Here is a 12,672-nt window from a genome sequence, read left to right on the forward strand (position 1 = left end):
GGCCCTAAAGTTCTTCCAACGCGCGAATACCTAGAAGCGATAGCCCCTTGCGGATGGCCTCGGAAGCGGCCCGAACGAGGCTCAGCTTGAAGACTTGCTCCGCAGCGCCGCCGTCCAATACCTTCACGTGATGATAGAATCGGTTGAACGCCTGCGCCAATTCAAGCAAGTAACGGGCCAGGATGGAAGGCTCGTAACGAGCCGCGGCTTGCTGAAGCCGGGTCGGGTAATGGGAGATCAGCTTGAGCAGCGGCCATACGTATTCGTTGTCCGCGAGCTCGAAGTAGGCGGGAGCCGCCCCTTCCGCTTGGCCGATAGCAGCCCCCGCCTTGCGAAGGATGCTGCATGTTCTCGCGTAGGTGTACTGAAGATAAGGCCCGGTCTCCCCGTCGAAGTTGAGCACTTCCTTCAAAGAAAAGTCGACGTCGAGCGTTCTGGTGTTCTTCAGATCGCCGAACACGACGGCGCCGATGCCAACCGCTTCGGCGACGGCTTCCTTGTCCGCGAGCGTCGGATTTTTGGCTTCGATGACCTCTCTCGCGCGACTCACCGCCTCGTTCAGCACGTCCTCCAGGAACAACACTTTGCCTCGGCGGGTGGACATCTTCTGCCCCTCCATCATCATGAGCCCGAATGGAATGTGCCGACAGCGCCCTTGCCACGAAGCATCCAGCTTCTCGAGCACCCGGAATACTTGCTGGAAATGCAGAGCCTGCTCGCCCCCAACGACATATAGCAAAATATCGGCGTCCATCTGCTCTCGGCGGTAGATCGCCGTTGCCAGATCGCGGGTCGCGTAGATCGACGTACCGTCGGATTTGACGAGCAGGCAAGGAGGCATGCCTTCTTCGTCCAGCCGAACGACGAGCGCGCCTTCGCTCTCCTCGAGCAGCCCCTGCTCGCGCAGCGACTCGATGACAGCGCCCATCTTGTCGTTGTAGAAGCTCTCACCCAGCACATGGTCGAACGTCACGCCAAGCCGGGCATAAAGCTTATTGAACTGCTTCAGGCTTTCCCCGATCATTTCCTGCCACAGCTTCGTCGCCTGGGCATCGCCGCTCTCCAGCTTGCGGAACCATTCCCTGGCCTCGTCCTCCAGCTCCGGCCGCTTCTCGGCTTCCTCGTGGAATTTCACGTACAAGGCCAAATATTCTTTGGTCACGTTGTCGCTGGAGGCCATCACATCAGGGCTTCCCCATTTGAGGTATGCGGTAATCATTTTGCCGAATTGCGTGCCCCAGTCGCCCAGATGGTTGACATTGACCGTCTCGTGCCCCGTCTCCCCAAGAATCCGGCTGATCGCGTTGCCGATCATCGTCGAGCGCAGATGGCCGATGCCGAACGGCTTGGCGACATTCGGGGACGACATGTCGATGACGACGCGCTTGCCCTCTCCGGCATTCGGCCGCCAGAAGCCGTCTTCCGTTACCGCCCCAAGTAGAAGCTCCTCTGCGAAGCTCGGCCGGTTCAGCTTAAAGTTCAGGTAAGGCCCGGCGGCTTCCGCGCGGAAGCCGGGATGGCTCAGCCGCTCCGCGAGCTGCTGCGCGATGACCGCCGGACTTTGTTTCATCGTTCTGGCGAGCACGAAACACGGCAAAGCGACGTCGCCGAGCGCATCGTTCGGGGGATACTCCAGCATGGCGGCGATCTCTTCCTTCGGAATCGGAAGTAGCGGCGCCAGGCTTTCCGCCAACAGTAGGTTGTTCATTTTGTTTCCTCCTCGTTTTAGTTTTTTACGCAAAAAATCCCCGTCTCTGTTAGAGACGGGGATGTGCCCGCGGTGCCACTCTCGTTATCCGGCGTTCCTTGAGGAGCCGGATCTTATCATAGCCGTAACGTGGCCGAACCGGACCGTCCTACTGGCGGCACGCGCCCATCGGAGAGCCGTCTCCCGGGTCCTCTTCGATCATCTTGCGTCGACCGGCTCCCACCCTCCCGGCTCGCTTGGCAACGCTTTGCAGACGATTTACTGTCCCGTTCATTGACGTTATAGAGTATTATATCGATTCATAAGGGGAAATCAAGCTACTTTTCTAGACGCAAGCCGTTCAGCAGACCGATAAATTGTTTTTTGGAAGCCGGCTCTTTATCATGATTGGTAAACTCTAGAACGTAAATCATTTGGTCTGGAATAGGAATTACGGCAAAATAGACATCGTGCGTCCCCGTTATGCCGGAAGCAGCCGTTTGGCGAAAATGGTATTGCCAATTTCAGTCACCTGGTTTATAGTGAGGCTAACTAAATAGCGTACGGGGGCTGGATGAAGTCTGGCTGAGATTGGGAACGTATTTCCCTGACCGTTAATCTGAACCAGGTAATGCTGGCGTAGAGAACAAGTCGAATCGAAGGCCATTCGTTTATTCTCGAATGGCTTTTTTTCTATGTCCGGCGCTTTCCTGGTCTATGACCCAAGGAGGTGCACGAGAGTCCATGCTACAACCTTCGCAACAACAAATCAGGCGACTGCAGGCAACGGCCGAGGCTAGGCAAAACGAATTGTTTGCCCTGCTGGAGCGTCTGGTCGCCTTCCCCACCGTTAGTCCCCCCGCCCGCAACACCGAGGAGGCGCAGCGCTACGTCGAGTCGCTGCTGGCGGCATGCGGGTTCGAAACGTCCCTGTGGGACGTCTATCCCGGCGATCCGAACGTAACCGCGGTGAAACGCGGCGCGGACAGCGCGCATTATTGCAGCCTGCTGCTCAATGGGCACATCGATGTCGCGGAAGTCGGCGATTCTTCAGGCTGGAGCCGGGATCCGTTCAAGCTGTCCTTGGAGGACGGCAGAGCGTATGGCCGAGGGGTCTCCGATATGAAAGGCGGGCTTGCCGCCCTCCTATTCGCGCTCCAGCTTCTGCATGAGCAAGGTATCCCGCTTCGAGGCGACCTGCTGTTTCAATCCGTTATCGGCGAAGAAGCCGGCGAGGCCGGTACCCGCGCTTGCATGGAAAGAGGCTGCGAGGCGGACTTCGCCGTCGTGGCCGATACGAGCTCGCTGTCGATCCAGGGGCAAGGCGGCGTCATTACGGGGTGGATTACGATCCAAAGTCCCGAGACGTTCCATGACGGGATGCGCGCCAAGCTCATCCATGCCGGAGGCGGCGTCCGCGGCGCGAGCGCCATTGAGAAGATGATGAAGCTCATCAGCGGTCTTCAAGAGCTGGAACGGCATTGGGCGGTCACCAAATCCTACCCCGGCTTCCCCGCCGGCTCCAATACCATTAATCCCGCCGTGATCGAAGGCGGCCGTCATGCCGCCTTTATCGCGGACCGCTGCGCCTTGTGGATTACGGTCCACTTCTATCCCGACGAAGATTTCGAAGCGGTGACGCGCGAGATCGAGGACCATCTGCTCAGGGTCGCGGACGGCGATCCTTGGCTGCGCCAGCATCCGCCCGCCTTCCGCTGGGGCGGACGCTCCATGCTCGAGGAGAGGGGCGAAATCTTCCCCTCCCTCGCCCTCGATCGCGAGGCGGCGGGCCTCCGCCAGCTGGTGCGCAGCCACCAGACGCTGACCGGCGTTGAGCCGGAGATCGGCATGAGCCCTACCGTCACGGACGCCGGATGGATCGCCCGCGCGGGCATTCCGACCGTGATCTACGGCCCAGGCGACCTGCGCCATGCCCATGCGGTGAACGAAAGCGCCAGCATGAGCGAGCTTATTCAATACGCGCAAGTCATGATCGCTTTTATAGCCGAGTGGTGCAATACCCCCAAGGAGTCCGGGCGAATTCCGCTCGGCGCTCAAGAAAGGACGGGATCTTTTTGACCTTATTCAGCGAACGGTTATATCAATCTAGCAGACCCATATGGGAGCGAAGCCACCGGCATCCGTTCCTGACGGAGCTAAGGGACGGGACGCTGAGCCCGGACCGGTTCATCTACTATTTGAAGCAGGATTATGTGTATTTGATCGATTATGCCAAGCTGTTCGCGCTTGCCAGCGTCAAATCTCCGGACCTCGAAACGATGCACAAATTCGCGGAGCTTTATCATTCGACTCTGCACGTCGAGATGGAGCTGCACCGGCAATACGCCGAACGGTTCGGCGTGCCTAGAGCCGAGCTGGAACGGACGAAGCCCGCGCCGACGACGATCGCCTATACGAAGTACATGCTGGATATCGCGACGAACGGCTCGCTCGCCCAGGTTGTCGCCGCCCTGCTGCCTTGCATGTGGAGCTACCGGGAGATTGGCGTCACCCTTGCTGCGATTCCCGGCGCGCTCGAGCATCCGCTGTTCAGCGAATGGATACTCATGTACAGCTCGGACGAATTCGGTCAGCTGACGGACTGGTGCATCGATCAGATCAACCGGCTCGCCGACGGGCTGCCCGAGCGCGAGCTGGCCCGGCTCGAAGAGCATTTCCTGACGACCTCCCGGCTGGAGTATCTGTTCTGGGATATGGCCTACCGGCTTGAGGAGTGGCCGGTGTGAACGTCAACCAACAAGCACTATCGAGGCCTTCGATGGCCCTGTCCGTGAGCGGGCTTGCTTTTGGCTTCCCCGGAGAACGGCTGCTGTTCGACAATCTCAGCTTCGAGCTGAGGGACGGAGAGTTCGTCAGCCTGCTGGCGGCGAGCGGCCTGGGCAAAACGACGCTGTTCCGCCTCCTCTCCGGCCTCCTCCCTGCAGAGAGGGGCACCATTCGAATCGGGACGGACGGCATGGACATCGCTCATGCGGCCAGAGACGGCCGAATCGGCTATATGCCGCAGCGCGACGGGCTGATGCCCTGGCGCACGGTGCTGGATAACGCAGCCATCGGTCTCGAGCTGCGTGGAGCGCCGCGCAAAGCAGCGCGGAGCAAGGTGCTGGAGCTGCTGCCTAGCATGGGGCTTGCGGGGACGGAGCGCAAATACCCGCATGAGCTGTCGGGCGGCATGCGCCAGCGCGTATCGTTCCTCCGCTCCTTGCTCGGCGGCGGCGAGCTCCTGCTGCTCGACGAGCCGTTCGGCGCGCTGGATGCCATGACGCGCGCGTCCATGCAGGATTGGCTGCTGCACGCGTGGGAGCAGCATCGGAAGACCGTATTGTTCGTCACGCATGATGTGGACGAAGCGTTGCTTCTATCGGATCGCGTGCTCGTCGCCTCGCGTACGCCAGTAGCCTCGTTTCGCGAGCTCGCCGTCGCTCTCCCGCGCCCAAGACGGCACTCGCTCGTGATGGATCCTGCTTTTATCGAGCTCAAGCGGCAGCTGCTTCGCTTGTACGAGCACGCGGAACAAGCGGAACGGAATGATGTGCCCGAAAGCGAGGCGCATCCGCGATGAAAGAGAAAAAACCGCTCGAGGCCTTGCGCTCGCAGCTTCCGCTTCTCGTTTTTGCGCTGCTGGCCGCCGGAATATGGGAGATAGGCCCTCCGCTGGCCGGAATGCCGCATTACATCATCCCTAGACTGTCCGATGTGCTCGTCGCCTTATGGGAGGATCGGCTCGTGCTGCTGCGCCACTTCGGCGTCACCTTGTGGGAATCGGTGCTCGGCCTTGCGCTTTCCGCTTTGCTCGGAGTGCTGACGGCGGTCTGGATCGACTTGTCCCGACTGGCCGAACGTACGGTATTCCCGGTTATCGTCGCTTCGCAGACGATCCCGATCGTCGCCATATCGCCGATTATGGTCATGTGGTTCGGCTATGAGCTGGGCAGCAAGGTAGCCGTCGTCATGCTGTTCACTTTCTTCCCCATCGCCGTTAATACGTCTGCGGGCTTTCGCGGCGCCGATCCGGATACGGGCGACCTGCTGCGGACGATGGGGGCAAGCAAACCCCAGCTGTTCTTGAAGTGGAAGCTGCCTTCCGCGATGCCCGGCTTTTTCACCGGACTCAAGCTAGGGGCAGCCATAAGCGTCGGAGGCGCGACGCTCGGCGAATGGCTCGGCGGTCAATCGGGTCTGGGCATGTATACCAAGCGGGCATCCAACATGCTGTCCGGCGATGCCGTATTTGCCGGCGTCCTGCTGCTGTCGTTCATGGGTATCGGATTATTCGTCATCGTATGGTGGATCGAATGCATGCTGCTCGCCCATCGGCGAGCCTAATGGAAGATCGGCCACTGAAACTATATAGAAACCGGAGTTGAAACCAAGATGTATTCACGAAAGCTACCCCATTCCATCCTTCGCACCACTGTATCGCTTGCGACCGTCTGCGCCCTTATTCTTACTGGCTGCTCTTCGAACAAGCAAGCCGAATCCGAAGCCGAGCTCGAAGAGCTGACCGTGCTGCTCGACTGGTATCCCAATGCCGTCCACACCTTCTTATATGCCGCCGAGGAGCAGGGCTACTTCGAGGACGCGGGGCTGCAGGTCAATCTGCAGACTCCGGCCGGCACCAACGATGCCGTCAAGCTTGTGGCGACCGGCAAGGCGGATCTCGCGCTCAGCTATCAAATGCAGGTCGCGATTTCCCGCGCCGAGGATATCCCGGTCGTATCGCTCGCCGCTATTGTCAGACATCCGCTTAACCGCGTGTTCGCGCTCGAATCAAGCGGCATCCGTAGCCCCAAGGATCTAGTCGGCGCGCGGATCGGCTACCCTTCCATCCCGCTGGACGAAGCCATCGTGAGCACCATGGTGAAAACGGACGGCGGCGACGCCGCTTCCCTGAACTTTCAAGATATCGGGTGGGATCTGATACCAGCTCTAACAACGGAGAAGGTGGATGCCATCGTCGGGGGCTACGTCAACCACGAGAAGCTGCTGCTCGAGAAGGAAGGCGCGGAGCTTGTCACCTTCGACCCTTCGGATTTCGGAGTACCGGATTTCTATGAGCTTGTCCTGGTCGCAAGCGAGAGCGGCGTAGAAGAGAACGAAGACTCTTACCGTAAATTCATCGAAGCCGCGGCCAAAGGCCAGCAATATACCGCGGAGCATCCGGAAGAAGCGCTGAAGATTCTGCTCGACAAGCAGACAACCGAGTTCCCGCTCGACGCCGACATCGAGAAGCAGAGCCTGGACGTTCTGCTGCCGCTTATGGATGCGGGCGACAAGCCGTTCGGCTATCAATCGCCGGAGGCTTGGCAATCTGTCATCGCGTGGTTGCAGGAGAACGGACAGCTGAAGCAGGAAGTGAAGCCGGAGCAAGCGTTCCGGAACTTATAAGCGGGAGGGGACGCGAGAATGAACGAACGGTATTCGAGACAAATCTTATTCTCCCCGATCGGGACGGAGGGTCAGCGCAAGCTTCAGGATAGCTCGGTATGCATTATCGGGATGGGCGCGCTCGGCACCGTTCTCGCCAACCACATGGTCAGAGCCGGCGTCGGATTCGTTCGTATCGTCGACCGGGATTATGTCGAGGCGAGCAACCTGCAGCGCCAGCTTCTATACGACGAAGATGACGTGGCGCAGGGCTATCCCAAAGTCGTCGCCGCCCAAAAAAAGCTGAGCCGCATCAATTCGGAGGTCCGAATCGAGGCCATAGTCGCGGATGCGACGGCGGGGTCGATCGAGAAGCTGCTCGATGGCATCGACCTGGTGCTGGACGGCACGGACAACTTTCAAACCCGCTTCCTGCTGAACGACGCCTGCTTCCGCCGAGGCATTCCGTTCATCTACGGCGGCGCCGTCAGCAGCAGAGGCATGAGCGCCGTGCTTGTACCGGGCGAGACCCCCTGCTTCCGCTGCTTCGTCCCCGCCGGCGATTCCAGCGGTCAAACGTGCGACATGATCGGAGTGATCTCGCCCATCGTCGATATTATCGCCTCCTATCAGGCGGTTGAAGCGCTGAAGCTTCTAGTAGGCGCCCGAGATGCCCGCAGGGACAGCCTGCTATCTATCGACGTGTGGGGCAACCGCACGTTCGAGATGAAGCTGGGCGAGCCCCGGGCGGATTGTCCCTGCTGCCAGCTGAAGCAGTATCCGGCTCTGCAAGCCCAAGGCGAGGAAGCCGTCGCCCTATGCGGCAGGGAAACGGTTCAGTTCGCGAGCAAAGGCCCTATGGACTTGCCAGGCTGGGAGCTTCGCTTGAAGCCCGTTGCGACAACCATTCTGCGGAACGTGTATCTGCTGCGCGCGGAGCTTCCGGACGGAGAACGGCTCGTCCTCTTCCCCGACGGCCGCGTGCTTGTGCAGGGAACCGAGGATTTGACCCGGGCCAAGGTGCTGTACGACCGCTACATCGGCAGTTAATTAAGGACAGGAGATGATCGACATGAAAGATTTTAAGCTGTATGCCATAACGGGCGAAGTATTCCATCCCGGACGGGAGCTTGTGGAGGTCATGGAAGAAGCCATTCTGGGCGGCGCCGATATTATTCAGCTGCGCGACAAAACGAGCGGCCGCGAGGAGCTGCTGGCCAAAGCCAGGGCTCTGCGCGAGCTTACCCGCCAATATAACGTCACCTTTATCGTCAACGATCATATCGATATCGCGCTCGAGGCGGACGCCGACGGCATTCATCTCGGTCAAGGCGATCTGCCTCTCGTCGAGGCGCGCAAGCGGGTCGGCGACAAAATCATCGGCATTTCCACGCATGCGATCGAAGAGGCGCTGCTCGCCGAGCAGCAAGGCGCCGACTACATCGGCGTCGGCCCCGTCTTCCCCACCGCGACGAAGGCGGATGTGGTCGATCCCGTGACGGTAGCGTATGTCCACCAGGTAGCGGAGCGCATCCGAATTCCTTTCGTCGCGATAGGCGGCATCAAGCTTCATAATGTGGACGAAGTTATCGCCGCCGGCGCTACTCGGATATGCGCGGTAAGCGAGATTGTGGGAAGCCCCGACGTCAAGGGGACATGCGAGGCCTTCCTGAAGAAGCTGAACCGATAGGAGTGAACGAAATGAAAATAACCGTCAACGGCAAGCAGGAGCAGCTCGAGGTTCAAACGGTTGAAGATATCGTGGCCCACTATGCGCTGCAGGAAAAACCGATTGTCGTCGAGGCCGACGGTATCGTGCTGAAGAGAGAGCAATGGGCGACAACGCTTGTTCGCGAAGATAGCAAGATTGAGCTGGTCCACTTTGTAGGAGGAGGCTGACACGATGAAAAAAGATACTTGGCAAATCGGAGGACGGGAGCTGACTTCCCGGTTGTTCCTCGGGACCGGATTGTTCCCGAACCCTTACGTTCAGCAAGAAGCGATCAAGGCATCCGGCGCCGAGGTGCTGACCTTCGCGATTCGCCGCGTGAATCTGTCCGCTGCGGAGGATGATTCGATTCTGCAGCATATCGAGCAAGGAGCGTTCACCTTCCTGCCCAACACCTCAGGAGCCAGCACGGCGGACGAAGCCGTCCGCATCGCCCGGCTCGCCCGCGCGTCCGGGCTAAGCGACTGGATCAAGGTGGAGATCAGCGCCAACGAACGGACGCTGCTGCCTGATCCGATCGAGACGCTGCGCGCGACGGAGCAGCTGGTTAAGGAGGGCTTTACGGTTCTTCCATATACGACGGATGACCCCATCCTGTGCAAACGTCTCGAGGAAGCCGGCGCCGCGGCGGTCATGCCCGGCGGGGCGCCGATCGGCACCGGTCTCGGCATCCTGAATCCCTATCATATCGGACTGATCGTAGAAGAAGCCTCCGTCCCGATTATCGTCGACGCCGGACTTGGCTCGGTAGCCGATGTCGCGCAAGCGATGGAGCTTGGGGTATCCGGCGTTCTAATGAATACGCCCGTAGCGAAGGCACGCGATCCGATTCTAATGGCGAGGGCGATGCGGCTGGGCATCGAGGCCGGCCGCCTGTCCTACCTCTCCGGCCGGATCGCCAAGAAGAAGTACGCCACGGCCAGCAGCGGTTTTGACGCTCTGAAATTAAGCTAAAATTTTTACGACAGAAAGCTGGTTGCGCATATGAGTGAACACATCATCATTATGGGCGGGGGCGTCATCGGCTTGTCGGTCGCCTTCGAGCTGCAAAGCCGCGGCTATCAAACCACCGTGCTCGAAATGGCGCGATGCGGCGGCCAGGCTTCGGGAGCGGCGGCCGGCATGCTGGCACCCTACTCGGAAAACGTAGAAGGACCCGATCCCTTCTTCCAGCTTTGTCTGGACAGCTTGCGGCTCTATCCGGACTGGATAGGCCGGGTGCGGGAGCGGTCCGACGTAACCTTCGAGTACTCGGAATCGGGCAGCCTCTACTTAAGCTACCATGAGGCCGATCGGCTGGCGCTGGAAGGCCGGCTATTATGGCAGCGCGAGCATGGATCAACGGGCGCTATCATCGATGGCCCCGACCTGTTCGACATGGAACCTCTGCTGTCGCGTCAGGTCAAAGCGGCGCTGTACACGCCCGAAGAAAGCCATCTTTACGCGCCGGATTATGTGAGGGCGCTCGAGGACGCCTGCCGGTCGACCGGAGGAGCCATCCACGAGCAGCTGGGACGCGTATCGGTGCTGGAGTGGCGGAACGGAATCGTCCTCGAGGCGCAGGATGGCCGTCGCTTCAGCGGAGATAGGCTTGTCGTATGCTCCGGCGCCTGGGCACAGGAGCTAGCGGAAACCTTCGACCTTCCGCTGCCGATCTATCCGATCCGCGGCCAGATTTGCGCTTACGCCCTTGACGATGTCGCCGGAGATGTTGACGGGAAGGCTGTCCGCCACATGCTGTTCGGCAACCAGGGCTACTTGGTAGCCAAAGCGAACGGCACGCTGGTATGCGGCGCCTCGGAGGATGTCGCGGGCTTCGATACGTCGGTGACAGAACGCGGGATCGAGCGGCTGCGTGGCTGGAACAAGCAAGCGATTCCCGCCTTGGAGAATTGCGCTCCTTTCCATCAATGGGCGGGACTCCGGCCGTCCACGCAGGACGGATACCCCTTCCTCGGCGGGCTCGACCCTGCGGCGCAAGTGATGTTCGCGGCGGGCCACTATCGCAACGGCATCCTGCTAAGTCCGATAACCGCCAAGCTGGTCGCCGATCGCATCGAGAACAAAGCTTTGCCGAGCTACTATTCGTATTTTGCGCCCGGACGATTCGACATGTCTTAAGAAGAGAGGTGATCGCAATATGGTAGATGTACAATCTTCGCGCCGCCAGGTTCCCCGTGCTTTAACCATCGCCGGTTCGGACAGCGGCGGCGGGGCGGGCATTCAGGCCGACTTGAAAACATTCCAGGAGCTCGGCGTATTCGGCATGTCCGCCATCACGGCCGTTACCGCGCAGAATACGACCGGCGTGCAGGCCGTCTATCCGCTAAGCCCCGAGGCCGTGACCGAGCAGATCCGTTCGGTTGGCCGCGATATACGGGTCGACGCCCTGAAGACGGGCATGCTGTTCAGTCACGAAATCATTGAAGCGGTGGCCGCTTCGCTGGAAGAATTCAAATGGACGCGCGTCGTCGTCGATCCCGTCATGGTGGCTAAAGGCGGCTCGGTGCTGCTTCAGGATGCGGCATTGTCGGCTTTCAAGAGGAAGCTCCTACCCCTCGTCGAAGTCGTCACGCCGAACATTCCCGAAGCCGAACGGCTGACCGGAATGACGATCCGTAACGCCTCGAACAAACGCGACGCCGCCAAACAGCTTATCGACCTCGGCATTCGGTATGTCGTGATGAAGGGCGGGCATGAAACCGGCGAGGAAGCCGTCGACCTGCTGTACGACGGGTATTGCTTCTCCGAGTTTTCCGCCAAACGGATCGATACCGTCCATACCCATGGAACGGGCTGCACCTTCTCTGCCGCGTTGACTGCGGGCCTCGCGCATGGCTTGAGCGTCGAGCTCGCCGTCCAGCAGGCCAAAGCTTTTATCCAAGCGGCCATCGAGGACGGCATTCAGATCGGCGGCGGCATAGGCCCTACCAATCATTGGGCTTACAGGCAGCAGCGAACGCCTGGCGCATGGACTGCCGAGCAGTCTCTAGCTTGATCACTGGCTCCATCATTAAAAACAGCGGCTTTCCTTGGACGAGAAAATAGTCAAGGACTGCCGCTGTTTTTAAATGCTTCGTTACCCGAAAACTGCTTACGATAATTTAATCTTTGTACAAAAACTTATGTAAATAATATCTAATCTCTGCGATTTCTTTCTGATAGTCATTGGAAACTAACATAGCGTCTTGATGTTTCGTGATGAATATAAATTCCTTGTTGCCTTTGTAGCTACCCTCGATCGTCGTTCCGAAAAAATCCCGTTCCGCGTTTTCGATTCGAAATTCGGCCAGCAGGTGCAGAGAATGCGAGTTCCGGATGAATTCCATCCATCTATCATTTATCGATAAGAGCATTATCGATGCTGATCGAACAAAATTTGGTTCCCGTCCGGATCCTCGATCGTAAAATGCGCGGGACCTTCACCCGATTCATCCGCTTCCGTCAACAGCTTCATTCCGCTTGCCTTCAGCTGCTTCTGAATGTCCCGAATATCCGTAAAGGATTCAAGATTCTCTCCATTTCCATTCCAGCCCGGATTAAAGGTTAGAATGTTTTTGTCGAACATGCCTTGGAACAATCCGATAACGCAGCTTTCATTTTTCAGAATAAGCCAGTTTTGAGATAGGTCACCGCCCAACATTTGAAACCCTAGATTCTCGTAAAAAGCCTTGGAGGCCTTAATATCCTTTACGTTCAAGCTTACGGAAAATGCGCCAAGCTTCATATCGATTCTCCTTTTGCGTATCGCTGGTTTATTCATTCATAGTAGCACAAGCCGTCAACTAGTTAAAAGTTAGATTCCGATCCCTTTTCTTTCTTAAATAGCCTACCCCTGACCGCTCCCTTTCGGTACAATGGACATGAT

General features: G+C 58.7%; 13 protein-coding genes. 11 read left to right on the forward strand and 2 right to left on the reverse strand.

Going from position 1 to position 12,672, the window contains the following annotated elements:
• Positions 1–4: 4 nt before the first annotated feature.
• The gene (gene argS / locus NQZ67_RS08185; RefSeq protein ID WP_257444461.1) at positions 5–1,708 is read right to left on the reverse strand and encodes an arginine--tRNA ligase; all 1,704 of its coding nucleotides are present in this window, start codon (positions 1,706–1,708) and stop codon (positions 5–7) included.
• Between the two features lie 723 nt (positions 1,709–2,431).
• Here argS and NQZ67_RS08190 point away from each other — a divergent pair.
• From NQZ67_RS08190 to thiD, 11 genes are read left to right on the forward strand one after another with little or no spacing between them, the layout of a single operon-like run.
• Complete coding sequence (locus tag NQZ67_RS08190; RefSeq protein ID WP_306812759.1) at positions 2,432–3,766, forward strand: acetylornithine deacetylase; 1,335 nt, start codon at positions 2,432–2,434, stop codon at positions 3,764–3,766.
• A complete protein-coding gene (gene tenA / locus NQZ67_RS08195; protein ID WP_257444464.1) occupies positions 3,763–4,434 on the forward strand; it encodes a thiaminase II in 672 nt (223 codons plus the stop codon). Before NQZ67_RS08190 ends, tenA begins: the two co-directional genes overlap by 4 nt.
• On the forward strand, positions 4,431–5,270 hold the full coding sequence (locus tag NQZ67_RS08200) for an ABC transporter ATP-binding protein (RefSeq protein ID WP_257444466.1): 840 nt from the start codon (positions 4,431–4,433) through the stop codon (positions 5,268–5,270). Before tenA ends, NQZ67_RS08200 begins: the two co-directional genes overlap by 4 nt.
• Positions 5,267–6,034 carry an ABC transporter permease gene (locus NQZ67_RS08205; RefSeq protein WP_257444468.1) on the forward strand — a complete coding sequence of 256 codons (768 nt, stop codon included), beginning with the start codon at positions 5,267–5,269 and terminating at the stop codon, positions 6,032–6,034. Before NQZ67_RS08200 ends, NQZ67_RS08205 begins: the two co-directional genes overlap by 4 nt.
• Positions 6,035–6,082: 48 nt before the next feature.
• Positions 6,083–7,096, forward strand: coding sequence for an ABC transporter substrate-binding protein (locus NQZ67_RS08210; RefSeq protein ID WP_257444470.1), 1,014 nt, complete (start codon positions 6,083–6,085; stop codon positions 7,094–7,096).
• Positions 7,097–7,114: 18 nt separating this feature from the next.
• The gene (locus NQZ67_RS08215) at positions 7,115–8,125 is read left to right on the forward strand and encodes a ThiF family adenylyltransferase (RefSeq protein ID WP_257444472.1); all 1,011 of its coding nucleotides are present in this window, start codon (positions 7,115–7,117) and stop codon (positions 8,123–8,125) included.
• 22 nt (positions 8,126–8,147) lie between these two features.
• Entirely contained in the window at positions 8,148–8,765 is a 618-nt protein-coding gene (gene thiE, locus NQZ67_RS08220) for a thiamine phosphate synthase (RefSeq protein ID WP_257444474.1), read from the forward strand.
• An 11-nt stretch (positions 8,766–8,776) separates the two neighbouring features.
• Entirely contained in the window at positions 8,777–8,974 is a 198-nt protein-coding gene (gene thiS, locus NQZ67_RS08225; RefSeq protein ID WP_257444475.1) for a sulfur carrier protein ThiS, read from the forward strand.
• 4 nt (positions 8,975–8,978) lie between these two features.
• A complete protein-coding gene (locus NQZ67_RS08230; RefSeq protein WP_257444477.1) occupies positions 8,979–9,758 on the forward strand; it encodes a thiazole synthase in 780 nt (259 codons plus the stop codon).
• A gap of 30 nt (positions 9,759–9,788) precedes the next feature.
• Positions 9,789–10,925 (forward strand): glycine oxidase ThiO, encoded by a 1,137-nt coding sequence (thiO, locus tag NQZ67_RS08235; RefSeq protein ID WP_257444479.1) that lies wholly within the window; start codon positions 9,789–9,791, stop codon positions 10,923–10,925.
• A gap of 19 nt (positions 10,926–10,944) precedes the next feature.
• A complete protein-coding gene (gene thiD / locus NQZ67_RS08240) occupies positions 10,945–11,802 on the forward strand; it encodes a bifunctional hydroxymethylpyrimidine kinase/phosphomethylpyrimidine kinase (RefSeq protein ID WP_257444481.1) in 858 nt (285 codons plus the stop codon).
• Positions 11,803–12,159: 357 nt separating this feature from the next.
• Here the strand turns inward: thiD and NQZ67_RS08245 are convergent, their stop codons facing one another.
• Positions 12,160–12,531, reverse strand: a complete 372-nt coding sequence (locus NQZ67_RS08245; protein ID WP_257444483.1) for a VOC family protein — start codon at positions 12,529–12,531, stop codon at positions 12,160–12,162.
• Between the last annotated feature and the right edge of the window lie 141 nt (positions 12,532–12,672).

The sequence above is a fragment of the Paenibacillus soyae genome (genome assembly GCF_024623455.1).
Lineage (GTDB): Bacteria > Bacillota > Bacilli > Paenibacillales > Paenibacillaceae > Pristimantibacillus > Pristimantibacillus soyae.